The sequence below is a fragment of the Stenotrophomonas sp. 2619 genome (assembly GCF_040548725.1).
GTDB lineage: Bacteria > Pseudomonadota > Gammaproteobacteria > Xanthomonadales > Xanthomonadaceae > Stenotrophomonas > Stenotrophomonas maltophilia_AP.
Window position 1 is genome coordinate 81,724 of the sequence record NZ_JBEPSF010000006.1, and the last position, 26,081, is coordinate 107,804.

Here is a 26,081-nt window from a genome sequence, read left to right on the forward strand (position 1 = left end):
CCACCGAACGTTCGTCGGAACGGCGCTCAGCCGCGCAGGCGGGCGAGCACCGCGTCGGTGGCCTGGGTGGTGCTTACCGCCGCACCCTGGGCCGCCAGGTCGGCGGTGAACACACCCTCGTCCAGCGCGGCATGCACGGCCGCTTCCACCGCGGCGGCTTCGTCCTCCAACCCCAACGAATGGCGCAACAGCATCGCGGCGCTGAAGATCGTGGCGTAGGGGTTGGCAATGCCCTTGCCGGCGATGTCCGGCGCCGAGCCGTGGATGGGCTCGTAGATGCCGACCGCGCCGGGCTCGCCCAGCGAGGCCGACGGCAACAGGCCCAGCGAACCGGCCAGCATCGAGGCTTCGTCGGTGAGGATGTCGCCGAACATGTTCTCGGTGACGATCACGTCGTACTCGCGCGGCTTGGCCAGCAGGTGCATGGCCATCGAATCGACCAGCTGGTGCTCCAGCGCCACGTCCGGGAACTCCTCGCGTCCGATCCGCGCGGCCACGTCGCGCCACAGGCGCGAGGTCTCCAGCACGTTGGCCTTATCGACGGACGTCACTTTGCCGCGACGGGTCTGGGCCAGACGGAAGGCGGTGCGCAGCACGCGCTCGATCTCGCCCACGCTGTAGCTGCACAGGTCGCTGGCGGTGTCGGCGGTGCGGGTCTTTTCGCCAAAGTAGATGCCACCGGTGAGCTCGCGCACCACCACGAAGTCCACGCCCTTCAGCAGCTCGGCCTTGATCGGCGAGGCGTTGAGTGCGGCCTCATGCGTGCGCACCGGGCGCAGATTGGCGTACAGACCCAGCGCCTTGCGGATCGCCAGCAGGCCCTGCTCGGGGCGTACCTTTGCATTGGGGTCGGACCACTTCGGGCCGCCCACCGCGCCCAGCAGAATCGCCTGGGCGTCGCGGCAGGCCGCCAGCGTAGCGGCCGGCAGCGGCTCGCCATGGCGGTCGATGGCGATGCCCCCGATGTCGTGCTCGCTGAAGTTGAAGGTGTGGCCAGACCGGTCGGCAACGGCGCCCAGCACCGCGACGGCGGCGGCGGCGACTTCCGGACCAATGCCGTCACCCGGCAGTACGACGATCTCAGCGTGCATGTTCACTCTCGTAACGTTCGATGTCAGACGTGCGGCCCAACAGATACCCCAACTGGTCCACGCCTTCCAGCAGACAGGTCTGCGAGAAGCCGTCCAGTGGGAAGGTGTAGACGCGGCCATCGGGCGTGCGCAGCTCGCGCGCGGCGATGTCGATGGTCAAGGTGTCGTCCGGGCGCTGCATCAGCGTCTGCACGTCGGCCTCGTCCAGCACGATCGGCAGCAGCCCGTTCTTCAGCGAATTGCCGCGGAAGATATCGGCGATCTCACTGCTGACGATCGCGCGCAGACCCAGGTCGGTCAGTGCCCACGGCGCGTGCTCGCGCGAGGAGCCACAGCCGAAGTTGCGCCCGGCCAGCAGGATGCTGCGCCCGGCATTGTGCGGCTGGTTGAAGGCAAAGCCCGGGTTGGGCGCGCCGTCGGCCTGCCAGCGCCAGTCGTTGAAGGCGTGCTTGCCCAGCCCAGCGCGCTCGGTGGTGGACAGGAACCGCGCCGGGATGATCTGGTCGGTGTCGATGTTGGTCTCGCGCAGCACCACGCTGGAGGAGGTCAGGGTACGGAAGCCGCTCATCAGGCCACCTCCCGGGCGGCATACAGCTCACGTGGGTCGGACACCCGCCCGTTCACCGCTGCCCAGGCCGCGGTCATCGGCGAGGCCAGCAGCGTGCGCGAGCCCGGGCCCTGGCGGCCTTCGAAGTTGCGGTTGCTGGTGCTCACCGCCAGTTGGCCCGGTGCCACCAGATCACCGTTCATGGCGATGCACATCGAACAGCCCGGCTCGCGCCACTCGGCACCGGCTGCGCGCACGATGGCGTGGATGCCTTCGGCCTCGGCCTGGCGCTTGACGATCTCCGAGCCCGGCACCACCAGCATGCGCACGCCATCGGCGACGCGGCGGCCTTGCAGCACCTGCGCCACTTCGCGCATGTCGCTCAGGCGGCCGTTGGTGCACGAACCGACGAACACCACGTCCACCGGGGTGCCGGCCAGGGTCTGCCCGGCGTGGAAATGCATGTAGTCCAGACCCTTCTGGTCGGCCGCATCGTTGGCCGCCGGGATCGGCTGGTCCACTGCGATGGCGGTGCCGGGGTGGGTGCCCCAGGTCAGGGTGGGGCGGATGTCGGCGGCCTCGATGTGGACCTCCGCATCGAAGCGTGCGCCGGCATCGCTGCGCAGCTGCGACCAGGCCGCCACGGCGGCGTCGAAGTCGGCGCCCTTGGGCCCGCGCGGGGTGTTGGCGACCCAGTCGAAGGTGGTCTGGTCCGGGGCCACCATGCCGGCGCGTGCACCGGCCTCGATCGACATGTTGCACAACGTCATGCGCTGCTCCATGTCCATCGCCTCGATGGCGCTTCCGCGGAACTCCAGCACGTGGCCGGTGCCGCCATTGACGCCGATCACGCCGATGATGTGCAGCACCACGTCCTTGGCGCCCACGCCCACCGGCAGCACGCCGTCGACGGTGATGGCCATGGTCTTCGCCTTGCGCTGCAGCAGGCACTGGGTGGCCAGCACGTGGCCCACTTCGCTGGTGCCGATGCCGAAGGCCAGCGCGCCGAACGCCCCGTGGGTGGAGGTGTGGCTGTCGCCGCAGACGATGGTCATGCCCGGCTGGGTGAAACCCTGCTCGGGCGCGATCACGTGCACGATGCCGCGGTTGGCCGACTGCAGGTCGAACAGCTCGATGTCATGCGCGGCGCAGTTGTGCGCCAGCATCTCCACCTGCGCTTCGGAGGCAGCGCTGGCGTAGGGCAGTTTGCCGTCGGGGCCGGCCGGCAGGGTCGGGGTGGAGTGGTCCATGGTGGCCTTGGTCCGATCCGGGCGGCGCGGCGCCAGGCCGCGCTCGCGCAGTTCGGTGAAGGCCTGCGGCGAGGTCACTTCGTGGATCAGGTGCAGGTCGATGTACAGCACGGCGGGCGCGCTGTCCGATTCGGGTACGACGATGTGGGCGTCCCACAGTTTGTCGTACAGGGTGCGGGGAGCTGGGGTCATGGAATGGCCTTGCTGTGTACGTGTAGAAGATAGGTCAAATAGTGCGCAGGCGCGCATCGAAGCGCAGCCGTACGTAGTCAGCGGTCCACTGGCCGCGGGCGTCGCACTGGGCCGGTTCGAGCAGCGCGACCGCGTCGTCGATGACGCGCTGGCGCTGTGTGGCGTCCAGGCCGGCCAGGAACGGGGAGGCAAAGGTGCGCAGCCAGCCGCGCATGCCGGTGGGCAGTGCGGTGGGGCGGGCCTGCATTTCGATGTAACGGACCTGGAAGCCCTGCGCGCGCAGGCGCTCGGCGTAGTCGTCGGCAGTGGGGAAGTGCCACGGGAACGCCGGCACCGCGTGGCCGTTGCTGCACAGGGCGGCCTGCAGCGCGCTGGTGATTGCCACCACGTTGCCGTGCCCGCCCATCTCGGCCACGAAGCGGCCGCCCGGCTTCAACGCACGGGCAACGCCGGCGATCACCTGGTCGGCGCCGCGCATCCAGTGCAGGGCGGCGTTGCTGAACACCGCATCGAACTGGCGGTTGAAGGTCAGGGCGTGGGCGTCCATGACGTGCGCCTCGATGCCGCGTGCGCGCGCACCGCCGACCAGCTCCGGCGAGGCGTCCACGCCGGTGATGTGTGCGCCGCTGAGCGCCAGGTCGAAGCTCAACACGCCGTCGCCGCAGCCCAGGTCGAGGATGCGTTCACCGCGCTGCGGATCGAGCAGCCGCGCCACCGCACCGCCGAGCACGGGCACGAAGCCGGCGTCGATGGCGTAGTCGTGCGCGTTCCACTGCTGGCCGGCGTCGGGGGTGGTGTGGCTGTCGAAGGCGCTCATGCAAACTCCTCAGGCTGCGGCGCTGGCCGCGGGTTGTTCGGCGGTGGCGTTGCGCTGGCGCAGCAGGCGGTTGGCCACGTCCAGCCAGGCCAGCGCGGACGCTTCGATGATGTCGCGGCTGGTGCCGGTCCCTTCGTACTCCACGCCGTCGTGGCGCACGCTCAGGTTGGCTTCGCCGCGTGCATCGGCGCCGATGCCCACGCTGTGCACGTGGTAGCTGTCCAGCATCAGCTGCACGCCGGTGGCCGCCGACAGTGCGCCGAACAGCGCATCCACCGGGCCGTCGCCCTGCGACGTTTCGGCCACGCGGTTGCCGTCCGGGTCGGACAGTTCGACCAGCGCGTTGGCGCGGCTGCCCACGTCGCTGATCGTCATCGAGGCCAGGCGGTAGCCGTTCTGGGTGGCGCTGCCCTGCATCAACACCTGCAGATCGGCGTCGGTGACCACGCGCTGCTGCTCGCACAGCGCCTTGAACTGTTCGAACACGTGCTTCAGCTCGTCCTCGTCCAGCCAGAAGCCCAGCGCACGCAGGCGCTGTTCGACGGCGGCGCGGCCGCTGTGGCGGCCCAGCACCATCTGCGACGACTCCCAGCCCACGTCTTCCGGGCGCATGATTTCGTAGGTGCCACGGTGGCGCAGCATGCCGTGCTGGTGGATGCCCGACTCGTGCGCGAACGCGTTGGCGCCCACGATCGCCTTGTTGCGCTGGACCGGCATGCCGACCAGGCGCTGCAGCAGCTGCGAGGTGGAGACGATGCGCGGGGTGTTGATGCGGGTGTCTTCCTCGTAGAAGGCGTTGCGCACCTTCAGCACCATGGCGATCTCTTCCAACGAGCAGTTGCCGGCACGCTCGCCGATGCCGTTGATGGTGCACTCCACCTGCCGCGCGCCGCCTTCGATGGCGGCCAGCGAGTTGGCCACGGCCAGGCCCAGGTCGTTGTGGCAATGCGCACTGAAGATGATGCGGTCGCTGTCCGGCACCCCGGCGATCACCCGCTGGAACATGCCGCGGATCTCTTCGGGCGTGGTGAAGCCCACCGTGTCGGGCAGGTTGATGGTGGTGGCGCCAGCGGCCACGGCCACGCGGGCCACCTCGATCAGGAAATCTTCCTCGGTGCGGGTGGCATCTTCGGCGGAGAACTCCACGTCATCGATGTAGCTGCGCGCCAGGCTGACGTGCTTGTGCACCGATTCCAATACCTGCTCACGGCTCATCCGCAGCTTGTGCTCGCGGTGCAGCGGGCTGGTGGACAGGAACACGTGCAGGCGCGCATTGGCCGCGGCCTCCAGGGCCTTGGCCGAGGTTTCGATATCGGCGGCCAGGCAGCGCGACAGCACCGCCAGGGTCGGCCGGCGTACTTCGCGGCCGATCATCGCCATCGCTTCGCGGTCGGACTGCGAGCTGGCCGGGAAGCCGGTTTCGATGATGTCCACGCCCAGCTCGTCCAACGCACGGGCCATCACCAGCTTCTGCTGCGGGCTCATGCTGCAGCCAGGCGATTGCTCGCCGTCACGCAGGGTGGTGTCGAAAATTCTAATGCGGGGGGAGTTGGGCGTGGTCACCAGGAGGTCTCCTCGACAGCGATGTCGGATGGGGTCACAAAGGAAGGGAAAGCAGCGGGAATCTTGGGTGGGGCGAGCGCGGTGGGCAGCGGTAGTCGCGTTCGCTCGCTGGCGCGGCGGCGGGGTTTGCGCGGCGGGCGGGGACGGATGTCGGCCAGCAGCTGGGCCAGCACCATCGCGTCGATGTTGCCGCCGCTGACCACCGCGCACTTGCGCTTGCCGGCCACGCGGCGCCCGGCGGCCAGGGCCAGGGCACCGGCGCCCTCGGCGATGACATGTTCTTCCAGGGCCAGCCGCACCAGGGTTTCGCGCAGCTCGGCCTCGCGCACGATCACCACATCGTCCAGCAGCGCGCTGCACAGCTTGCGGGTCAGGAAGCCGGGAATCTTCACCTTGACCCCGTCGGCCAGCGTGGCCACCGGGGCGATCTCGCGGACATCACCGCGGATCGCGCGGGCCATCGAATCGACGCCTTCGACCTGTGCACCGACGATGCGCACGCCCTGCGATTTCAGCGCCAGCGCCACGCCGGAGGCCAGGCCACCGCCGCCGATCGGCACGATCACCACGTCCGGCGCATGCGGCGCCAGCTCCATGCCCAGGGTGCCTTGCCCGGCGATCACGTCGGGGTCGTCGAACGCGGACAGGAACCGGTAGCCGTGCTGGTCGGCCAGCGCACGTGCGAAGGCGTAGGCCTCGTCGTAGCTGGTGCCGTGCTGGCGCACGGTGGCGCCCCAGTGGGCCACGCCGGCGATCTTGGTCGCCGGTGCGCCGTGCGGCATCACCGTGATCGCCGGGATGTTCAGGCGGTAGGCCGCCCACGCCACGCCCTGGGCATGGTTGCCGGCCGAGGCGCAGATCACCGGGCGGTCATCACCGCGCTCGCGCCCGGCCAGCAGCGCGTTCAAGGCGCCGCGCACCTTGTAGGAGCCGGTGCGCTGCAGGTTCTCCAGCTTCAGCCACACGCCGAAGCGCTCGGCGTAGTGCAGCGGGGTAGGCGGCAGGTAGCGGCGCAGCCGCGCCTGCGCGGCCAGCACGTCGGCGACGCTTACGTCGCCTACTTCCGGTTCCTGCGGGGCACCGCTAGTGGGCATTTCGCCCCCGGCCACGGTGATCGCCGGCATGCGCTGCGCGGTGCCACGACGTCCCTGCGTGGTGCGACGCCACGCATCCTGCACGCGCACCACTTGCACTTCCCTGTGCTGCGTGGTGCGACGCCATGCATCCTGCGCGCGCACCACTTGCACATCCCTGTGCTGCGAGAAGAGACCTCCGTACCGGCACCGTGGAAACGGTGCGGGCGTTCATACCGATACTCCTGCGCCGGGTTCCAGCGCGCTGATGCGCACCGAAACACAGTCGTAGATCTTCTCGATCTGGCGGCACAAGGTCTCCGGCGGACGGCTGCTGTCCACCACCATCTGCAGGTGCCAGCGGCCGTTGTCGGCCGCGTTGGGCGCACCGGCGATCGCGCGCGGCGCGAAGCCGCGGCGTTCGGCCATGCCGATCACGCGCAGCAGCGCGCCCTCGGCGGGAACCAGCACCAGGTCAAGCCGGTATTGCATTGGGGAACTCCTGGGACTGATGGGCAGGGTTGCTTTCCAGCATGGTGCTGTTGGCGTTGTTGGGCGGCACCAGTGGCCACACGTTGGCGCGGGCATCGATGGCCACGTGCAGCAGCGCCGGGCCCGGCTGGGCCAACAGCGCGGCCAGGCCGCCCTCGACGTCGTCGCGGGCCTCGATGCGGGTAGCGGGAATGCCGAACACCTGGGCCAGGGCGGCGAAGTCCGGGTTGTCGGACAGGTCGATCTCGCTGTAACGCTCGGCGAAGAACAGTTCCTGCCACTGGCGCACCATGCCCAGCGAACTGTTGTCCAACAGCACGATCTTCACCGGCAGGCGGCAGCGGGCGATCGTGGCCAGCTCCTGCACGTTCATCATGAAGCTGCCATCGCCGGACACCAGCACCACGGTGCGGTCGGGGCAGGCGAACTGCGCGCCCATCGCCGCAGGCAGGCCGAAGCCCATGGTGCCCAGTGCGCCGCTGGTCAGGTGGTTGCGCGGGTGGTTGAAGCGGCAGTGCTGGGCCACCCACATCTGGTGCTGGCCCACGTCGCAGGCAATGATCGCATCGCTCGGGGCCAGCTCGCTCAGCCGCTTCAGCAGCGCAGGGGCGTAGATGTGCTTGCCCGGCGCGTCGTAGCGGGCGGCGAAGCGCTCGCGATGGGTGCCGCACCGCTTGCGCCAGGCCTCCTGCGAGGCCGGCGTGGTGGCTGCGGCGGTCAACGCACGCAGCGCGCTGCCCACGTTGCCCGGCACGGCGATGTCGGCACTGCGCAGCTTGGAGATCTCATATGCGTCGGCGTCGATGTGGATGACCCGCGCGAACGGGGCGAACTCGTTCAACTTGCCGGTGGCACGGTCGTCGAAGCGCGCGCCGACCACGACCAACAAGTCGCTTTCCTGCACGGCCATGTTGGCCGCGCGGGTGCCGTGCATGCCCAGCATGCCCAGGTAGTGCGGATGCTGCGGCGGCAGCGCGCCCAAGCCACGCAGGGTCAGCACGGTGGGGATCGCACTGGCCTCGACGAAGGCACGGAAGTCCTCCACCGCATCGCCCAGTGCAACACCGCCACCGGCATAGATCACCGGCTTTTCGGCGGCGGCGATCGCGGCGATGGCCGCGGCCACGGCCGCTTCCTGCGGCGCCGGCGGCGGGCTCACCGCCTCCGGTACGTGGGCCGGCAGGTGCGAGGCATCGGCGATCTGCACGTCCTTGGGCAGGTCGATCAGCACCGGCCCGGGGCGACCCTCGCGGGCGATGCGGAAGGCCTCGCGGACCACGCGCGGCAGGTCATCGACGCTGCGCACCAGCCAGCTGTGCTTGACGATCGGCATGGTCAGGCCGAACACGTCCAGTTCCTGGAACGCGTCGGTGCCCAGCAGCGGGGTGGCGACCTGGCCGGTGATGCAGACCATCGGCACCGAATCCAGCATCGCATCGGCGATGCCGGTCACCAGGTTGGAGGCGCCAGGGCCGGAGGTGGCCACGCAGACGCCGACCTGACCGCTGGCGCGGGCATAGCCGTTGGCCGCCAGGGCCGCGCCCTGTTCGTGGCGGACCAGGATGTGCTTCAGCCCCGAATCCACCAGGGCGTCGTAGAACGGCATGATGGTGCCGCCGGGGTAGCCGAACAGCGTGTGCACGCCCTCGGCTTCCAGGGCCTGCGTCAACCAGCGTGCGCCGTTGCGGGGCGCGGTGCTGTGTGCGGAGGTGTTCATGCGGTGACCTTTACGAAAGCGGGTGGGGGAGCCGCGCGGTTACGCGGCTTGACTTTGCAACCAGACCATCTTGGCGCGCAGTTCCTTGCCTACCTTCTCGATCGGGTGCTCCAGGTCGGCCTGCTTGAACTTGTTGTAGTTCGGCAGGCCCGCTTCGTACTCGGCCACCCAGTTCTTGGTGAAGGTGCCGTTCTGGATGTCGGTCAACACGTCCTTCATGCGTGCCTTGGTGCCGGCATCGATGACGCGCGGGCCGCTGACATAGTCGCCGTACTGCGCGGTTTCGGAGATGAATTCCAGCATGCGGGTGATGCCGCCCTCGTAGAACAGGTCCACGATCAGCTTCAGTTCGTGCAGCACTTCGTAGTAGGCGATTTCCGGCTGGTAACCGGCTTCCACCAGCGTTTCAAAGCCGGCCTGGACCAGCGCCGAGGCACCGCCACACAGCACCGCCTGCTCGCCGAACAGATCGGTCTCGGTCTCTTCCTTGAACGTGGTCTGGATCAGGTTGGCGCGTGCGCCGCCCAGGCCGGCCGCATAGGCCAGCGCGTACTCGGCGGCCTTGCCGCTCTTGTCCTGGTAGACCGCCCAGATGCACGGCACGCCGCGGCCGATCTCGTACTCACGGCGCACCAGCGCGCCCGGGCCCTTGGGCGCCACCAGCACCACGTCCAGGTCCTCGCGCGGCTTGATCATGTCGAAATGCACGTTCAGGCCATGCGCGAACAACAGCACCGCGCCCTGCTTCATGTTCGGCGCGAGTACGTCTTCGTAGAGTTTCTTCTGCACCATGTCCGGGGTCAGCACGGCCACCAGATCGGCATCCTTGACCGCCTCGGCCGGGGCCTTGACGGTGAAGCCGTCGGCCTGCGCCTTGACCTCGGTGGGGCCACCCGGGCGCAGCCCGATGACAACGTCGAAGCCGGATTCACGCAGGTTCAGTGCGTGGGCGCGGCCCTGGCTGCCGTAGCCGACAACAGCGATCTTGATCTGGGGCAGGTCGTTGGTGCTCATGGGGGAGGTCCTTTGGCGGAAATAAAAAGATGGCCGACGGTCAGCGACGCGTCGGCCAGTCAGGGGAAGCGGTGGCACGCGCAGCGCCACAACCGCACGCATCCGCCGTGGGGGCGGTGGGCGTGACGGCGGTGGTGGCGGGCTGGCGGGTCATGGCGGGGGAGGGCAACTCGGAAGGGGGAGGGAAAACGAGGGGGCTCTGAAACGAAAAAACCCGCACCTGGGTGGGTGCGGGTTTTGATGGATACCTGGCAGTCTTGCTTACACGCCGGTCCGTCCCGCACCTGTTGGTTGGGTAATAAGTACGAGGACAAGAAGCGAACGGATCGACGCCCCGCCGGTGTCGGCGTGTTCGATGGATTCGCGGATGGCTGTGCGCTGCAACATGAGATCGAGAAAACCACAGCGGTTTTAAGGCTGTCAACCCTGACAGGCATATTTCCAACAGTTTCGCCTGCATCCAGCGCAAAGCCCCGCCACGCAAGGATGGTTGCGGTTGAAAGCGTTGCGGTGAACCCGAATTCACTATTTTGCAGGCACGTTCTGCGCGGATTCTGGTGCCGATGCGGCCGGTGGCATGACCATTGTGGGATGCCATCGCAGCCGCTCTGCCGCCACTATCGGTGGGGCTACCACCCACCAGGAATCACCCCGTGTCCCGACGTCTTGCCCGCGGCCTGCTTGCCGCCGCCGTGCTGTGTGCCCTCCCCATCGTCGCCAGTGCCGCCGACCGCGTCACCGGCCATCCTTTCGCCACCCGCTCGGAGGTGATCGCCCCGCACGCGATGGCCGCGACCTCGCAGCCGCTGGCGACCCAGATCGCGCTGGATGTGATGAAGGGCGGCGGCTCGGCCGTGGACGCGGCGATCGCGGCCAACGCCGCGCTGGGCCTGATGGAGCCGACCGGCAACGGCGTTGGTGGCGACCTGTTTGCCATCGTGTGGGACCCGAAGACCCAGAAGCTTTATGGCTACAACGGCTCGGGCCGCTCGCCCAAGTCGCTGACCCTGGCCGAGTTCCAGCGGCGCGGGCTGAAGGAGATCCCGGCCACCGGCCCGCTGCCGGTCTCGGTGCCGGGCGCGGTGGACTCCTGGTTCGCGCTGCACGAGCGCTTCGGCCGCAAGCCGATGGCCGACAACCTGGCCCCGGCCATCCGCTACGCCCGCGAGGGCCATCCGGTGGCCGAGGTGATCGCCTACTACTGGGACCGCTCGGTGCCCAGGTTGTCGCAGTACCCGGGCTTCAAGGAACAGTTCACCGTCAACGGGCATGCGCCGCGCAAGGGCGAGATGTGGAAGAACCCGAACCTGGCCAACACCCTGGAGCAGATCGGCCGCGGCGGCCGCGATGCCTTCTACAAGGGCGACATCGCCCGCACCATCGGCAGCTACTTCAAGGCCAATGGCGGCTACCTGAGCTACGAGGACATGGCCAGCCACCACGGTGAGTGGGTGGAGCCGGTGAGCAGCAACTACCGCGGCTACGACGTGTGGGAACTGCCGCCCAACAGCCAGGGCATCGCGGCGCTGCAGATCCTGAACGTGCTGGAGGGCTACGACTTCTTGAAGATCCCCTTCGGCTCGCCCGAGCACGTGCACCTGTTCGTGGAAGCCAAGAAGCTGGCCTTCGCCGACCGCGCGCGCTTCTACACCGATCCGGCATTCCACCCGGCGCCGGTGGACCGGCTGATCTCGAAAGATTACGCGGCACAGCGGCGCGCGTTGATCTCGATGGACAAGGCCCTGCGCGAAGTGCAGCCGGGCACGCCCAAGCAGCTGCAGGAAGGCGACACGATCTACATGACCGTGGCCGACGCGGACGGGATGATGGTCTCGCTGATCCAGTCCAATTACCGCGGCATGGGCAGTGGCATGGCCCCCCCGGGGCTGGGCTTCATCCTGCAGGATCGCGGTGAGATGTTCGTCCTGCAGAAAGACCACCCGAACGGCTACGCGCCGGGCAAGCGCCCGTTCCAGACCATCATTCCCGGCTTCGTGACCAAGGACGGCAAGCCCTGGATGAGCTTCGGGGTGATGGGCGGGGCGATGCAGCCGCAGGGCCACGCGCAGATCGTGATGAACATGGTCGACTTCGGCATGAACCTGCAGGAAGCCGGCGATGCGCCGCGCATCCAGCACGAAGGTTCCACCGAACCAACCGGGCAGGCCACGGCGATGAGCGACGGCGGCGAAGTCAACCTGGAAACCGGCTTCCCGTACGAGACGGTGCGCGCACTGATGCGCAAAGGCCACCGCGTCACCTTCGCCGACGGTCCCTACGGCGGCTACCAGGCAATCCTGCGCGACCCCGACACCGGCGTGTACTACGGCGCCTCGGAGAGCCGCAAAGACGGCCAGGCCGCAGGCTACTAAACCAACGCGGCGGGGTAGAGCCGACCGTTGGTCGGCTGCTCTCCTCAACTCACCGACCCACTGTCAGAGGGGCGCGGTGGGTGGGTTGGCGGGACCCTGAGCCGCATGGATGCGGCGACGGAGCTTACAGGGACGTACTTGCAGCGTGTCCCGCCAACCCACCCGGCGCGACCCTGCCACCGACAGCGCAACGGTGTACGCCCTACGGCGCCCTCGCCGCCTCATCCCGCGTCTCTTCCTGCGCGGCAATCTCCCGCTCGATCCACTCGTCCATCATCCGCCGTGCCCGCTGCGCACGCCGGCGCTGCAACGCGTACTCCATGTCCAGCACCCGGTACAGCGACCACATCACCAGCAGCATCAACAGCGCGAACGGCAAGGCCGCAATCGTGATCATGCCCTGCAGCGCGGTCAGTCCGCCGGCCAGCAGCAACACGCCGGCAATCAGCGCGATCGCCACGCCCCACACCATACGGCGTGCCAGCGGCGGGTCGCCCGCCTCCTCGGTCGACATCGTGGCCAGTACCAGCACCGCCGAATCGGCCGAGGTCACGAAGAAGATCATCAACAGCACCAGCGCGATCACCGACAACACCATCGGCATCGGCAGGCTGTCGAACATCGTGAACAGCACCGTCTCATAGCCGTTGCCCAGCGCCTGCGCCAGGTCCACGTGGCCGAAGATCTGCGACCACAGCGCCGTGCCGCCGAACACCGAGAACCACAGGAAGCCCAGCACGCTCGGTGCGATCACCACGCCCAGCACGAACTCGCGGATGCTGCGCCCGCGCGATACCCGCGCAATGAACGAACCCACGAACGGCGCCCACGCGATCCACCACGCCCAGTAGAAGATCGTCCAGTCGGCCACCCACGTACTGCCCGAGAACGGCGACATGCGCAGGCTCATCGTCACCAGTGAATTGAGGTAGGACCCGATGGTGGTGGTGAACGTATCGAAGATGAAACCGGTGGGGCCCAGCACCATCACCAGCGCCAGCAATACCGCCGCCAGCCCCAGGTTGAAGTTGGACAGCCACTTGATGCCGCGGTTCACCCCACTGGTGGTCGACGCCATGTACAGCACGAACGCCACCGCGATGATGGTCAGCTGCACCGGAATCGAATCACGGATGCCGAACACGCGATGCAGGCCCGCCGCGATCTGGATCGTACCGAAGCCCAGCGTGGTGGCCACGCCGATCGCGGTGGCCACCACCGCCGCCACGTTCACCACCGTCCCCATCCAGCCGCGGTGGTGCGCGCCGATGATCGGCTGCAGCAGATCACTGATCAGCCCGCGGCCATTGCGGTTGAACTGGAACCACGCCATCGCCAGCCCGATCAGCGCATAGATCGCCCACGGATGCAGGCCCCAGTGGAAGAACGCGTAGCGCATCGAGGCACGGGCGGCTTCCATGCTCTGCGGTGCCAGCCCTTCCGGTGGCTTGACGAAATGCGAGATTGGCTCGGCCGCGCCCCAGAACACCAGGCCGATACCCATGCCGGCGGCAAACAGCATCGACATCCAGCTGGCGTTGGAAAAATCCGGCTCGGCATCTTCGCCGCCGATCCGCAGCGCGCCCAGCCGTCCGAAGGCCAGGTACATCAGGAACGACAGCGTGATGAACACCACCAGCAGGTACAGCCAGCCGGTGCTGCGGATGATGTGGCCCAGGCCACTCTGGATCACGTCGTTGAAGGGGCCGGGCGCGAGGCCGGCGATCAGCACCAATGCGACGATCAGTGCGATGGATATGCGAAACACCATGGAGGAGTTTCTCCGTACAAAGGGGGCGAGCGAATGCCTGCCGTCTCCAGCGCTGCCGAGGCGGCGGCTGGGGCGATTCAAGCCGGTCGATGCCGGTTGCGGAACTCCAGGGCGGACCAGCCAGACGGCCATTCCGCGCCGCAGCATTCTAGCGGATGGCAGATCAGCGCCTTTTTCACGTTCCCACTGCGGTATACGCGACCCCGCGCCGGGCGCGGCAATTGGGTCGGGGTTGTGGTCTAATTCGCCCCGAAGCGGGGGTACCGCGGCCCAGTGGCCACGGTTGAGACAGTCCCTTCGAACCTGATCCGGTTGATACCGGCGTAGGGATGCTTCGCAATGCAGACGCACTGCGCCGTAGGGCTGCCCCGCCCGAAGACCGCCCGTGCTGCGTCCGTCGTGCGCCGCCGCTTCGTCCGTTCCGCCCATTCCCGGGCGGAACCCGATCCAGGACGAAGTCATGAACGCAGCGCTTTCCTCCCTGCAGCAGCAGGCCCAGCAATTGTCCGAATCGGTCACCCGACCGATCCCCGGCTCGCGCAAGATCCATGTGCCCGGCTCACGCAGCGACCTGCAGGTGCCCATGCGCGAGATCGTGCTGACCCGCACGCCCACGCTGTTTGGCGGGGAAGAGAATGCACCGGTCACCGTGTATGACACCTCTGGCCCGTATACCGATCCGAATGCGCGCATCGACCTCTCCTGCGGTTTACCGGCGTTGCGCGCCGGCTGGGTGGCCGAACGCGGCGACACCGAACTGCTGCATGGCCTGAGCTCCAGCTTCGGGCGGGCGCGCGAAACCGACGCGCGCCTGGACGCGGTGCGCTTCCCGTCGCGCCTGCAGCCGCGCCGTGCCGTGGCCGGTGCCAACGTCACCCAGATGCACTACGCACGGCGCGGCATCATCACCCCGGAAATGGAATTCGTCGCCATCCGCGAGAACCAGCGCATCGAGGCCATCCGCGATGCCGCGCTGCTCAGGCAGCATCCCGGGGAGTCCTTCGGCGCGTCCATCCCAACGTGCATCACGCCCGAATTCGTGCGTGACGAAATCGCCCGTGGCCGCGCGGTGCTGCCCAACAACATCAACCATCCGGAAAGCGAGCCGATGATCATCGGCCGCAACTTCCTGACCAAGATCAACGCCAACATCGGCAACAGCGCCGTGTCCTCGGGTATCGCCGAGGAAGTGGAAAAGCTGGTGTGGGCGATCCGCTGGGGCGGTGACACGGTGATGGACCTGTCCACCGGCAAGCACATCCACGAAACGCGGGAATGGATCGTGCGCAACTCGCCGGTGGCGATCGGTACCGTGCCGATCTACCAGGCGCTGGAGAAGGTGGATGGCCGCGCCGAGGAGCTCACCTGGGAGATCTTCCGCGACACCCTGATCGAACAGGCCGAGCAGGGCGTGGACTACTTCACCATCCACGCCGGCGTGCTGCTGCGCTACGTGCCGCTTACCGCCAGGCGGGTGACCGGGATCGTCTCGCGCGGCGGCTCGATCATGGCCAAGTGGTGCCTGGCCCACCACAAGGAGAACTTCCTTTACACGCACTTTGAAGACATCTGCGAGATCATGAAGGCCTACGACGTGACCTTCTCGCTGGGCGACGGCCTGCGCCCGGGCTGTATCGCCGATGCCAACGATGCCGCCCAGTTCGGTGAACTGGAAACCCTCGGCGAGTTGACCAGAATCGCCTGGAAGCACGACGTGCAGACCATGATCGAAGGCCCGGGCCACGTGCCCATGCAGCTGATCAAGGAGAACATGGACAAGCAGCTGCGCGAGTGCGGCGAGGCGCCGTTCTACACGCTGGGGCCGCTCACCACCGACATCGCGCCGGGCTATGACCACATCACCAGCGCGATCGGCGCCGCCATGATCGGCTGGTACGGCACCGCCATGCTCTGCTATGTCACGCCGAAGGAACACCTGGGCCTGCCCAACCGCCAGGACGTGCGCGACGGCATCATGGCCTACCGCATCGCCGCGCATGCCGCGGACCTGGCCAAGGGCCATCCCGGCGCGCAGGTGCGCGACAACGCACTGAGCAAGGCGCGCTTCGAGTTCCGCTGGGAAGACCAGTTCCACCTCGGCCTGGATCCGGAGAAGGCCAAGGAATTCCACGATGAAACCCTGCCCAAGGACGCGCACAAGCTGGCCCACTTCTGTTCCATGTGCGGCCCGCACTTCTGCTCGATGAAGATCACCCAGGACGTGCGCGACTATGCCGCCGAACACGGCCTGTCCGAACAGGACGCGATCGAGGAGGGCATGGCCGGCAAGTCGGCGCAGTTCCACGACCTCGGCGCGCAGGTCTACCGGCAGGAATGAGGCCGGTGCCGGGGTGGCGCGCCGTCGCCCCGGCATGCTCATGCGGCACGGGCGGCAAGCGCGCTAAGCTCGGCGACGAAACGGGGCAGGGAAGGGAGCTGGCATGGCAATCGCACGTACCACCAAGTGGCTGGCCATCGCACGGCGGCATCCGTCGGCGTGGTTGCTGGCCGTGCAGTTGCTGGGCGTGCTGCTGTACCCGGCGATGGACGAAGCCGGCGCCAGCCGCGCGGTGTTCGGGGCGTTCGGCATTGCCGTGCTCGGCCTGGCCCTGTGGGTGGTGCGGCGCAGCCCGTTGGGCATGTGGCTGGCGCTGCTGCTGGCCATCCCGGCGGTGGTCTTCTCCATCGCCGGGGCACTGCTCGACAGGCCCACCCTCACCACCACGGCCCAGTTGCTGGAATGCCTGCTGTACTTCTATACCGCCGGCAGCCTGACCGCCTACATGCTCCAGGACCACAAGGTCACCCGCGACGAACTGTTCGCGGCCGGGGCAACGTTCACCCTGTTGGCCTGGGCATTCGCCTTTGCCTTCTCGGTCTGCCAGCAGTGGTACCCGGGCAGTTTCCTGGCCACCAGCGAGAGCGAATTGCGCACCTGGATGGAGCTTCTTTATCTCAGCTTCAGCTTGCTGTCCGGGGTGGGGTTGAGCGATGTGGTGCCGGTGCATCCGCAAGCACGCGCACTGGTCATGCTGGAGCAGTTCGCAGGCGTGATGTACGTGGCTTTGGTGGTCTCGCGACTGGTCGGATTGACCATGATCAAGCGTGTACAAAGCTGAATCGCAGATAAAAAATTCGCGCCCGAAGGCGCGAATACTGAAGCGATTTATGTGAATTCGTCGGCGAGAGAGAGCCTGATGTTGGCCGCACGCACAGGCGCGGTTAACCGGCATAGGCTAGTATTCGCGCGCTTCAGTTGTTTTACGGTTTGCGCTGATGGCATGTGCGGAATCTGGCGGTTCGTTCGATCGGTGTCGGTTGCGATGAATGCTGCGTTCCTGTTGTTCTGCAGTCCTTCGTACCACTGGAATGATCAGCAACATTAGTGAGCCTCCTTCGGCCGATGTCGTGCGTATCGGCAGCTGCACCGTCACGTTGTCCTCGCGCGAGGTCACGGTGCCCGGTGCGCGTCGCGTGCGTCGGCTCACCCCCAAGGCCCTGGGCGTACTGAAGGCGTTGCTGCGTTCGCCCGGTGCGGTCGTCACCCGCGATGAACTGTTCGCCGAGGTGTGGCCCGACACGCTGCCCACCAATGATGTCCTCACCCAGGCGGTCACCCAGCTGCGCAAGGCGTTTGCCAGCGACGAGGGCGACGGCACCGCGTACATCGAAACCATCGCCAAGACCGGTTACCGCCTGCTGGTGCCGGTCCGCATGCTGGCCGACGATCCCGTTGCACCGGCCCCCGCCGACCCGGGCGTGGCGCCCGCGGCCAACGCAGCAGCACCTGCGCCAACGCCCACTACAACAGGCCCGGCACCGGCGTCGGTGCGCAGCCGCTGGCGGCGCAACCGCCGTTACGTGCTGTTGGCCGTGGGGCTGGCCATGCTGGTGGCGCTGCTGGTGATGGCCGCCTTGCTGCTGCAGCGCCCGTCGGCCGAGCCCGGTTCCAGCGGCGTGCTGGAGGACGGCAGCCGGGTGATCGGCAGCCCACAGCGGCCGTACCGCCTGATCACCGCCACGGCCGGGTTCGAGACCTATCCCACGCTGTCCCCCGACGGTTCGCAGGTTGCCTACGAGGCCGACAGCAGCGCCCGCACAGGCAGCTCGGTGAAGGTGCAGACCTCCGGCAATGCGCCGGCGCGGCTGCTGGCCGAAACCCCGGACGGTCATTCCGACCGCTTCCCCAACTGGTCGCCCAACGGGCGCGACATCGCGTTCGCGCGGTTCGGGCCGGGCGGCAGCTGCGAGGTGCTGATCGCCAGCGCCACGGGCGGTGCGGTACGCCACGTCACCCGTTGTGACGGCACCGAACTGCTCAGCTTTGACTGGACCCCGGACGGACGCGGCCTGGTGTTCGGCTCCCTGGCCGGCGCGCATGCCCACCGCGGCATCCGCGTGCTGGATATCGCCAGTGGGCGTTGGACGCCGCTGGCCTACGAGGTGGCCGAGGACAGCTTTGATTACGCGCCGCGCTACTCGCCCGACGGGCGCTGGATCGTGTTCGTGCGCAACCCGCAGATCGGCGATCTGTGGCGGCTCCCGGCCAGCGGCGGGGTGCCCGAACAGCTCACCGCCGATTCGGCCGAGATCCGCGGCTGGGCCTGGCGCGGTGACAGCCGCCACATCGTGTTCGGCCGTCGCGTGGACAGCGAATCGCGCCTGTATGAACTGGATACGCAGAACCGCACGCTGCGCGACGTCGGCATCGACGATGCGCAGTCACCGGCGGTGTCGCGCCACAACGAGATGCTGGCCTTCGTGCACCGCAAGGCGCAGTTCGGGTTGTTCCGGGTGCCGCTCAAAGACGGCCAGCCGGGCCAACCGCAACGCCTGTTCCCGTCCAATGGCCGGGATGGCCAGCCGATGCTCGCCCCGGACGGCCGGCAACTGGTGTTCACCTCCGACCGGTCCGGCAACTACGGTCTGTGGTGGGCCGACCTGACCCGGCCCGACTCGCTGCGTCCGGTGGAAGGCCTGCGCCCGGAAACGCGGCAGGCCGCGGACTGGTCGCCGGACAGCACGCACCTGCTGGTGTCCGGGCGCGATGCGCAGGCCAACCCGGTCATCTATGAAGTGTCACCGCGCGATGAGCAGGTGGTGGCGTTGCCGGTGCCCGTTGCCCAACCGCTGCAGGCGCTGTACGGCGGCGACAGCGACCACGTGCTGATCGTGGACCGTGACGCGCGTGAACGGCTGCGGCTGTCCCTGTTCGATCGTCGGCAGTCGCCGTGGCGGCTGCTGGCCAGTATCGAAGGGGTATCGCAGGCACGCTTCGACCGCAGCGCGCAGCGGGTACTGTTCACCCGGTTGTCGGCGGGCGGGTTGTGGTCGGTGGATGCGCAGCTCAGCGCCGGCAGCATCCAGCAGGTCAGCGAAGACCGGCCGTCGCGCTGGCGCTACCGGACCTGGACGGTGGCACGCGATGGCAGCGTGGACTATCTGTCCAACAACGCCGCCTGCGCCACGCTGTTCTCGCGCATCAACGCCGGCGCCACCCGCACCGAACACTGCCTGGACATGGATCGGCTGAGCGCCGGCAACGGCTTCAGTGCGCAACCCGATGGCAGCGCGCTGTACGTGGCGCTGGCGGTGGCCGACGGGGCCGACATCGGCGTGATGCCGCTGCCCGAGGCTCCGGTGGCGGTCTTCTCGGCGGTGTCCAACGCGCTGTTTTTGAAGGGAAAATAGTCTTCGTACTTCTTTCGTATCGGCCTCGTGTCGAATTCGGATGAATCTCGTAGGACTTTCCTGACCTGGCTCGCCTGATTTGGCAAAACGTTTGCCCCGCAACGGCAAACACGGTGTGCAGTCATGCGTCAGCTTTCCTTGGCCGATCGCGGCCAATCGCTCTCCTTGGACAAGATCGTCGACGACGGTCCGCTGCCCACCTGCCTGGGCGTGGCCCGGCTCGGCAGCCTGCAGACCGCCGGCGCAACCTTCACTGTGTGGATGCAGCTGCGCGGCAGCGCGTGGGTGGAATCCAAGGAAGGTCGCTTCCGTCTGCGTCAGCGCGAATGGATCGCCTTCGAGAAGGAATCCAAGCCGATGATCCAGGCCGGCCGCGATGGTCTGTGCATCGGCCTGAGCCTCACCCCCGATGCATTGCGCGCGCTGGGCGAACTGGAAGACTGCAGCCTGTATGCCGGCCGCGGCAGCATGAGCCGCGCCGAAGTCCGCGTGGCGCTGCGCCTGTGGCGCGATGCACTGGCCAGCGGCCAGCCTGCGCAGGCATTGCGCCCGGTGCTGCTGCATCTGGCGTCGCTGCAGCGCGTGCTGGCCACCGGCGTGCAGCGTTGCCCGGGCCGTTCGCGCGTGCGCAAGCGCCAGGTGTTCGGCCGCATGCAGCGTGCGCGCCTGTACCTGGAAGGCAACAGCCACCGCGTGGTGCGCATCGGCGAACTGGCCGAGTTGACCAACTTCTCCAGCTGGTACTTGTCCAAGACCTTCCAGAGCCTGTATGAAGAAAGCCCGCAGTCGCTGTCGGCACGCCTTCGGCTGGAGCGCGCGGCCGACCTGCTGCGTGATACCGACATGATGATCGGCGAAGTCGCCGCTGCGAGTGGATTTGACAACTGCTGCAGCTTTGCACGGGCGTTTCGGGCACGTTACGGGCAGTCTGCGTCAGGCTTCCGCGAGGGTGGTGGAGTGCTCCCGCCAAAGTCGGCAAAGCCATCGGTTGCTTCCCGCAAATAATTAACCGCAACGCAATCGTAACTTTCCGAGGCGGTTTAACACGCTACTAACGTACCTCGGAGAGATAAATGAATTTTCGTACTCCTGCAGTGCGGCTGGGCCTTCTGCCCGCCGGCATTGCGCTCGCGCTGTCGCCGACCTTTGCCTCGGCGCAGGAAGCTGCAGCCGGCACCACTGACCTGGATCGCATCTCGGTCACCGGCTCGCGCATCCGCGGCGCCAACATGGAGACCCAGCAGCCGATTCTGACGATGACGCGTGAAGCCCTGGAGAAGCAGGGTTTCTCGAACGTCGCTGACGTGCTGAACAACCTCACCTCGGCCGGCTCCCCGGCCATCTCGCGTTCGGATTCGCTGTCCTCGGGCGAGAACGTGGGCGGTTACTACGTCGACATCCGCAACCTGGGCGCCCAGCGCACCCTGGTGCTGATGAACGGCAAGCGCCTGGGCGCCACCACGGCCGGTTACCAGGATCTGAGCCAGATCCCGATGGCTGCCGTGGAGCGCATTGAAATCCTGAAGGACGGCGCGTCCTCGATCTACGGTTCGGACGCCATTGCCGGCGTGGTCAACGTGATCACCCGCAAGAACTTCGACGGTGGCGAAGCCAGCGTCCGCGTTGGCCAGTACGGCAACGGCGACGGCGACGAACAGCAGTACTCGATGCTGCTGGGCGCGTCCGGCGAGCGCGGCAGCCTGACCCTGGCGGCCGAATACTCCAAGCAGGATCCGGTGTGGGCCAAGGACCGCTGGTACAGCCGTGATGGCGGCCGTGGTCCGAACTCGGTTGCTGGCGACGGCAGCCCGATCACCGAAACCGGTAGCTGGTGCAACCCGCTGCAGGTCAACTGCGCCGACTCCAAGACCGCGGTGTGGAAGACGCTGAACCCGGGCGGCAACCCGAACAACCCGAATGACTACCACGTCCTGACCGAAGACGAGTACGTCAATTCGAACGAGCAGATGAGCCTGCTGACCGGTGTGGAGCGCAAGTCGCTGTACATCAACGGCACCTACGACTTCACCGACCGCATCAGCCTGAACACCGATGTGCTCTACAACGAGCGCAACACGTTCCAGCAGATCGCCGGCTACCCGTACCAGTCCAGCGCGTCCAACATCAAGACCCCGCTGTCGGCCTCCAGCGCCTTCAACCCGACCAGCGTCAACAGTGTGGGTGGCAAGGACATCGAGTTCCGTCGTCGCCTGTGGGAAGTGCCGCGCACCACCGACAGCCAGCTGAAGACCCTGCGCTTCGCGCCGACCGTCAGCGGCTACTTCGAAGTGGCCGACAAGACCTTTGACTGGGACGTCGGTGCACTGTGGAACCGCAATGAGTCGATCAAGACCCAGCGCGGTGACATGAGCCTGATCGCTTCGCGCAAGGCCCTGGGCCCGTCCTACATCGATGCAGGCGGCGTGGCACGCTGCGGCGTTGCCGGCGTTGTCGACCCGAGCCTGGCCGACTGCATCCCGTGGAACCCGCTGCTGCCGTACGGCGTGGCTGGCCAGGGTTCGCTCGCCGATCCGGCGCTGCAGGAATACCTGTTCCCGACCTTCACCACCCGTGGCGTCACCAAGACCACCAGCTTCACCGCCAACCTGTCCGGGTCCATCGTGACCCTGCCGGCCGGCGACCTCGGCTTCGCCGTGGGCGTGGAGCACCGCAAGGAAGAAGGCTCGTACGTGCCGGACGCCTTCGCGCAGTCGGGCCAGTCCACCGGTCTGGGCCAGAAGTCGACCCAGGGTGAGTACGATCTGAACGAGGTCTACCTCGAACTGAACGTGCCGATCCTGGCCGACATGGCGTTTGCCAAGGAACTGACCCTGAATGTTGCCAGCCGTTATTCGGACTACAGCAACTTCGGCGGCACCACCAACAGCAAGTTCGGTCTGACCTGGCGTCCGATGGACGAGCTGCTGGTCCGCGGCACCTACGCCGAGGGCTTCCGCGCTCCGACCATCGCCGATCTGTACGGCGGCCTGAGCTCGAGCTTCGAGCGTTACACCGATCCGTGCGCCGTGGGCGTGTCGGGCAGCGTGGCCGGCAATGCCGCCTGCCTTGCCGGTGGTGCACCGGCCAACTACGTGCAGCTGGGCCAGGGCAACGTGCCGTGCTCGACCACGCCGTGCCAGTCCGGTGACCAGTTCGTCTCCGGTGCCAACCCGAACCTGTCGCCGGAAACCTCCAAGAGCAAGACCGTTGGTCTGGTCTGGAGCCCGCGCTGGGTGCAGGGTCTGGACATCTCGCTGGATTGGTACCGCTACGAGATCAGCGACATGATCATCGAAGACAGCGTCGACCGTATCCTGCGTGACTGCTACGTGCTGGGCAATGCTGGCCGTTGCAGCGGCGTGACCCGTGCGGCTGATGGCCACATCAGCGGCATCACCTACGGCACCGCCAACCTCGGCAAGATGGAAACCGAAGGTTACGACCTGGGCATCAAGTACCGCCTGCCGGAGCTGGCCATCGGTCAGTTCAGCATCGACTGGCAGACCAGCTACCTGTCCAAGTACGACGAAGCCAACCAGAACAGCGCCGGCGACAGCATCATGATCGGCAAGGTTGGTCAGGACGCGCTGTTCCGCGTGCGTTCCAACCTGGGCGTCAACTGGGCGATGGGCGACTTCGGTGTGAACTACACCGCGCGCTACTACTCGGGCCTGAACGAGCCGTGCATCGAGATCGGCTGCACCGATCCGGACCGTATCGCCTACGGCGAAACCGCTCCGCTGCGCAAGACCGGCGCCAACACCTTCCATGACCTGCAGGTCAGCTGGAAGGCACCGTGGGATGCCACCATTGCCGTCGGCGCGAACAACGTGTTCGATCACAAGGGTCCGCTGATGTACTCGCAGCAGAACTCGAGCTTCGCCTACTACGGCGGCTTCGATATCGGTCGCTTCCTGTACATGAAGTACACCCAGCGCTTCTGATCCATCGAAGCTCTGTTGCAGTAAAAAAAGGAGGGCGGACCGCAAGGTCCGCCCTCTTTGCGTTGAGCGGGGGCCTGAGCGTTCCACCCTCACCGGTTTCGATGCTGCGGCCACAAAAAGGTTCTTCTCCCCTCTGAGGGAAGCGTCTTGTTGCAAGGGCCGTCGCGAGCGTGAGGGCCCCGCAGCAGCCGGTAGGCCCCTGGTGCAAATGTCCCCCGGCCGCGTGGCGGCCTCCTCCTTTACTTTGCCCAGGAGCCTACCGGCTGCTACGGGGCTCGGCTTGCGGTGCGCAGGTGGACGCCATGCTTTTTTGACGCTGGGCGGTGGGTCGGGCGCTGGGCCCCATGCCCTTGGAGGCGAAGTAAAGGGGGAGGGGGCGGCCGCAGGCCGACGCCGGAGGACATTCGCCGGAAAGGGCATGGGGCCCAGCGCCCGACCCGCCGACGGCTGTGCCTGAAAAGCGTCAAGGCACGTTTTTGCTTGCCCCGCACATGGGTGAAGAACCACAAAAAAAGCCGGCCACTGGCCGGCTTTTCCGTTGCACGTCTGCCCGGCGTCGTGCCGCGAGGCGGGGTCTCAGGCCTCGGCAGCCACCAGCCCCATCAGGCCATTGGCATGGTCGCGCCACTGCGGCAGTTTGTGCAGCACGCCTGCACGCTGCAGGTACTCTTCATCCACCGGGTCCCCGTTGATCAGCGCCAGGGCCACGTGCACCGCACCGGTCACCCAGAAGCTGCGCGTGTTGGACTTCTGCGGCTGCAGGTGGAACGCCACCGCCTCGATGATCGGCATCGGCAGGCCCCACAGGCCCAGCAGGTAGGCGCCTGCCTCCGCATGGCCGGGGCGTTCATCGGACGCGTCGGCCGGGGCGCCGCGCTCGTTGCGCACGCCCGGCAGCAGCAGCCCGATGTCGGCCAGCAGGGCGGCGGTTGCACCCAGCTCGGCGCTGGAATCGGGCAGCAGCTTGGCCGCCAGCCGCGAGGCCAGCAACGCACGCTGCTGCAGCGAATTGCGCTCGGCACCGGACAGCGCCGAGGCAGAGAACACCTCGCTGGCCAGCACCAGGTCGCGCAGGGTCGACAGGCCCAGCCGCGTTACCGCAGTGCGCAGGTCGGAAATGGTGCGGCCGCTGTTGAAGAATGCCGAGTTGGACAACTGCAGCACCTTGGCCGCAATCGCCGGGTCTGCCGACACCAGCTTGGACACATCGGCGGTGTTGGTTTCGTCGTCGTGTTCCAGCGCCTGGGTCAGGCTCAGGTACAGGTGCGGCGGCGACGGCAGCTTTTCGATGCGGCCGATCGCGCTGCGCAGATGCGCGCTGTCGAGCAGTTCGCGCAGTTCTTCCAGGCTGGTCAGCGCTTCCAGCAGCACTTCCGGGGCCAGCGGCATCGGCAGGAAGCGGTGGGCCACCCCGATCAGGCGCGCCGGCGGCGGGCGGTTATTGTGGTCAGCGTCCACCAGCGCGATCCGGATCGTTTCCGGGCGCAGGGTGCGGATCTGCCCCAGCAGCGTGGTGGCGGTGAGATCGGGCAGGGTAGGGCAGGCAATGACCGCGTCCACCGGACCGGCGGCGACGATGCTCATGGCCGACTGGCCATCGGAGGCCGTCAGCGGTTGCCACTCTTCCCCAAGATCGGCAATGAAATCCATCAGTTCAGCCGACAGGCTGGCCTGGTCCCCAACAAGCAGAATGCGCACGACAAGTCCCCTGGCTGACCACGGTGAAACGCACCGTGGACGGTGTGAAGACGCAATGTACCCAATCCGGCACAAATAGTGATGTGCCGCAGTCAAAAAACGTGATGTCCATCGCTTCGGCGGCCAGCGCCGAAGCGATGCGGTTCAGCCTCAGCCGTTGTTGGCGAGGTAACGCTGGTGCGCTTCCACCAGGATCTGCTTGGCTTCGGCAGCGCCGGCCCAGCCGTCCAGCTTGACCCACTTGCCCTTTTCCAGGTCCTTGTAATGCTCGAAGAAGTGGCCGATGCGCTCCAGCCAGTGGCTGGACACCTGCTCGATGTCTTCCACGTGGGCGTAGCCGCTGAACACCTTGGAGATCGGCACGGCCAGGATCTTCTCGTCGCTGCCGGCCTCATCGCTCATCTTGAGCACGCCGACCGGACGGCAACGCACCACCGAACCGGGGATCAGCGGCAGCGGCAGCACCACCAGCACGTCGGCCGGGTCACCGTCGCCGCACAGGGTGCTCGGCACGTAGCCGTAGTTGCACGGGTAGCGCATCGGGGTGGACAGGATGCGGTCGACGAAGATCGCGCCGGTTTCCTTGTCCACTTCGTACTTCACCGGCTCGGAATCCTTCGGGATCTCGATGATGACGTTGATTTCTTCCGGCGGGTTCTTGCCGGGCGAGACGAGTTCCAGACCCATGGGTGTACTCCGAGAGGGGGATGAAGGCAGATAGCCCCCCATTTTATGCCTTTGCCGGGCCGCGTGCAGCGGGGGCCGGATGACCGCCCCGCGATGGGTTTTCCCACAGCCCGGCGCGGCCTTGCCGGATGGGCCCGTGCTCGGGGCCAGACCACGCTGGTT

At 67.2% G+C, this 26,081-nt stretch carries 18 protein-coding genes and 1 riboswitch; of the genes, 6 read left to right on the top strand and 12 right to left on the bottom strand.

Translation table 11 applies throughout. The annotated features are described in order from the left end of the window. Positions 1 to 26: 26 nt before the first annotated feature. From leuB to ilvC, 9 genes are all read right to left on the bottom strand, one after another. Positions 27 to 1,091: a 3-isopropylmalate dehydrogenase gene (gene leuB, locus ABIA71_RS07860; protein WP_354284523.1), complete on the bottom strand. Its 1,065-nt coding sequence runs from the start codon at positions 1,089 to 1,091 to the stop codon at positions 27 to 29. Then, the gene (gene leuD, locus ABIA71_RS07865) at positions 1,081 to 1,659 is read right to left on the bottom strand and encodes a 3-isopropylmalate dehydratase small subunit (protein ID WP_354284525.1); all 579 of its coding nucleotides are present in this window, start codon (positions 1,657 to 1,659) and stop codon (positions 1,081 to 1,083) included. The genes leuB and leuD overlap by 11 nt, the downstream gene beginning before the upstream one ends. Next, on the bottom strand, positions 1,659 to 3,080 hold the full coding sequence (gene leuC, locus ABIA71_RS07870; RefSeq protein WP_354284527.1) for a 3-isopropylmalate dehydratase large subunit: 1,422 nt from the start codon (positions 3,078 to 3,080) through the stop codon (positions 1,659 to 1,661). Before leuC ends, leuD begins: the two co-directional genes overlap by 1 nt. Before the next feature lie 34 nt (positions 3,081 to 3,114). Beyond that, on the bottom strand, positions 3,115 to 3,897 hold the full coding sequence (locus ABIA71_RS07875; protein WP_354284529.1) for a methyltransferase domain-containing protein: 783 nt from the start codon (positions 3,895 to 3,897) through the stop codon (positions 3,115 to 3,117). Positions 3,898 to 3,906: 9 nt separating this feature from the next. Beyond that, the gene (locus ABIA71_RS07880) at positions 3,907 to 5,460 is read right to left on the bottom strand and encodes a 2-isopropylmalate synthase (RefSeq protein ID WP_463271811.1); all 1,554 of its coding nucleotides are present in this window, start codon (positions 5,458 to 5,460) and stop codon (positions 3,907 to 3,909) included. Next, the gene (locus ABIA71_RS07885; RefSeq protein WP_354284702.1) at positions 5,457 to 6,554 is read right to left on the bottom strand and encodes a threonine dehydratase; all 1,098 of its coding nucleotides are present in this window, start codon (positions 6,552 to 6,554) and stop codon (positions 5,457 to 5,459) included. The genes ABIA71_RS07880 and ABIA71_RS07885 overlap by 4 nt, the downstream gene beginning before the upstream one ends. 210 nt (positions 6,555 to 6,764) lie before the next feature. Beyond that, positions 6,765 to 7,025 (bottom strand): ACT domain-containing protein, encoded by a 261-nt coding sequence (locus tag ABIA71_RS07890; protein WP_354284531.1) that lies wholly within the window; start codon positions 7,023 to 7,025, stop codon positions 6,765 to 6,767. Continuing rightward, complete coding sequence (gene ilvG / locus ABIA71_RS07895) at positions 7,009 to 8,742, bottom strand: acetolactate synthase 2 catalytic subunit (protein ID WP_354284533.1); 1,734 nt, start codon at positions 8,740 to 8,742, stop codon at positions 7,009 to 7,011. The genes ABIA71_RS07890 and ilvG overlap by 17 nt, the downstream gene beginning before the upstream one ends. A gap of 39 nt (positions 8,743 to 8,781) precedes the next feature. After that, entirely contained in the window at positions 8,782 to 9,756 is a 975-nt protein-coding gene (ilvC, locus tag ABIA71_RS07900; RefSeq protein WP_128095643.1) for a ketol-acid reductoisomerase, read from the bottom strand. A 677-nt stretch (positions 9,757 to 10,433) separates the two neighbouring features. Between ilvC and ggt the strand changes: the two genes are divergently transcribed. Beyond that, entirely contained in the window at positions 10,434 to 12,128 is a 1,695-nt protein-coding gene (ggt, locus tag ABIA71_RS07905) for a gamma-glutamyltransferase (protein ID WP_502961221.1), read from the top strand. A gap of 202 nt (positions 12,129 to 12,330) precedes the next feature. Here ggt and ABIA71_RS07910 read toward each other — a convergent pair whose 3' ends face one another. Beyond that, the gene (locus tag ABIA71_RS07910) at positions 12,331 to 13,899 is read right to left on the bottom strand and encodes a BCCT family transporter (protein WP_354284537.1); all 1,569 of its coding nucleotides are present in this window, start codon (positions 13,897 to 13,899) and stop codon (positions 12,331 to 12,333) included. 246 nt (positions 13,900 to 14,145) lie between these two features. Continuing rightward, positions 14,146 to 14,247, top strand: a riboswitch (TPP riboswitch). A 112-nt stretch (positions 14,248 to 14,359) separates the two neighbouring features. On the opposite strand from ABIA71_RS07910, the gene thiC reads away from it, so the two are divergent. The 5 genes from thiC to ABIA71_RS07935 all read left to right on the top strand — a co-directional run bounded on the left by thiC (position 14,360) and on the right by ABIA71_RS07935 (position 23,534). Further along, entirely contained in the window at positions 14,360 to 16,237 is a 1,878-nt protein-coding gene (gene thiC / locus ABIA71_RS07915) for a phosphomethylpyrimidine synthase ThiC (RefSeq protein WP_354284539.1), read from the top strand. Positions 16,238 to 16,340: 103 nt separating this feature from the next. Then, a complete protein-coding gene (locus ABIA71_RS07920) occupies positions 16,341 to 17,018 on the top strand; it encodes an ion channel (RefSeq protein ID WP_038686408.1) in 678 nt (225 codons plus the stop codon). 250 nt (positions 17,019 to 17,268) lie between these two features. Further along, positions 17,269 to 19,590: a winged helix-turn-helix domain-containing protein gene (locus ABIA71_RS07925; protein WP_354284541.1), complete on the top strand. Its 2,322-nt coding sequence runs from the start codon at positions 17,269 to 17,271 to the stop codon at positions 19,588 to 19,590. Between the two features lie 123 nt (positions 19,591 to 19,713). Beyond that, the gene (locus ABIA71_RS07930; protein WP_354284543.1) at positions 19,714 to 20,595 is read left to right on the top strand and encodes a helix-turn-helix transcriptional regulator; all 882 of its coding nucleotides are present in this window, start codon (positions 19,714 to 19,716) and stop codon (positions 20,593 to 20,595) included. 68 nt (positions 20,596 to 20,663) lie between these two features. Continuing rightward, on the top strand, positions 20,664 to 23,534 hold the full coding sequence (locus ABIA71_RS07935; RefSeq protein ID WP_354284545.1) for a TonB-dependent receptor: 2,871 nt from the start codon (positions 20,664 to 20,666) through the stop codon (positions 23,532 to 23,534). Between the two features lie 576 nt (positions 23,535 to 24,110). On the opposite strand, the gene ABIA71_RS07940 is transcribed toward ABIA71_RS07935, so the two are convergent. Beyond that, a complete protein-coding gene (locus ABIA71_RS07940; RefSeq protein ID WP_354284547.1) occupies positions 24,111 to 25,232 on the bottom strand; it encodes an HDOD domain-containing protein in 1,122 nt (373 codons plus the stop codon). A gap of 150 nt (positions 25,233 to 25,382) precedes the next feature. Then, positions 25,383 to 25,919 (bottom strand): inorganic diphosphatase, encoded by a 537-nt coding sequence (ppa, locus tag ABIA71_RS07945; protein WP_354284549.1) that lies wholly within the window; start codon positions 25,917 to 25,919, stop codon positions 25,383 to 25,385. Between the last annotated feature and the right edge of the window lie 162 nt (positions 25,920 to 26,081).

Bases quoted from the DNA above. Each gene is read 5' to 3' on its own strand.
- leuB (WP_354284523.1), bottom strand. From the start codon at position 1,091: ATGCACGCTGAGATCGTCGTACTGCCGGGTGACGGCATTGGTCCGGAA.
- leuD (WP_354284525.1), bottom strand. From the start codon at position 1,659: ATGAGCGGCTTCCGTACCCTGACCTCCTCCAGCGTGGTGCTGCGCGAG.
- leuC (WP_354284527.1), bottom strand. From the start codon at position 3,080: ATGACCCCAGCTCCCCGCACCCTGTACGACAAACTGTGGGACGCCCAC.
- ABIA71_RS07875 (WP_354284529.1), bottom strand. From the start codon at position 3,897: ATGAGCGCCTTCGACAGCCACACCACCCCCGACGCCGGCCAGCAGTGG.
- ABIA71_RS07885 (WP_354284702.1), bottom strand. From the start codon at position 6,554: ATGCCCACTAGCGGTGCCCCGCAGGAACCGGAAGTAGGCGACGTAAGC.
- ABIA71_RS07890 (WP_354284531.1), bottom strand. From the start codon at position 7,025: ATGCAATACCGGCTTGACCTGGTGCTGGTTCCCGCCGAGGGCGCGCTG.
- ilvG (WP_354284533.1), bottom strand. From the start codon at position 8,742: ATGAACACCTCCGCACACAGCACCGCGCCCCGCAACGGCGCACGCTGG.
- ilvC (WP_128095643.1), bottom strand. From the start codon at position 9,756: ATGAGCACCAACGACCTGCCCCAGATCAAGATCGCTGTTGTCGGCTAC.
- ABIA71_RS07910 (WP_354284537.1), bottom strand. From the start codon at position 13,899: ATGGTGTTTCGCATATCCATCGCACTGATCGTCGCATTGGTGCTGATC.
- thiC (WP_354284539.1), top strand. From the start codon at position 14,360: ATGAACGCAGCGCTTTCCTCCCTGCAGCAGCAGGCCCAGCAATTGTCC.
- ABIA71_RS07920 (WP_038686408.1), top strand. From the start codon at position 16,341: ATGGCAATCGCACGTACCACCAAGTGGCTGGCCATCGCACGGCGGCAT.
- ABIA71_RS07925 (WP_354284541.1), top strand. From the start codon at position 17,269: ATGATCAGCAACATTAGTGAGCCTCCTTCGGCCGATGTCGTGCGTATC.
- ABIA71_RS07930 (WP_354284543.1), top strand. From the start codon at position 19,714: ATGCGTCAGCTTTCCTTGGCCGATCGCGGCCAATCGCTCTCCTTGGAC.
- ABIA71_RS07935 (WP_354284545.1), top strand. From the start codon at position 20,664: ATGAATTTTCGTACTCCTGCAGTGCGGCTGGGCCTTCTGCCCGCCGGC.
- ppa (WP_354284549.1), bottom strand. From the start codon at position 25,919: ATGGGTCTGGAACTCGTCTCGCCCGGCAAGAACCCGCCGGAAGAAATC.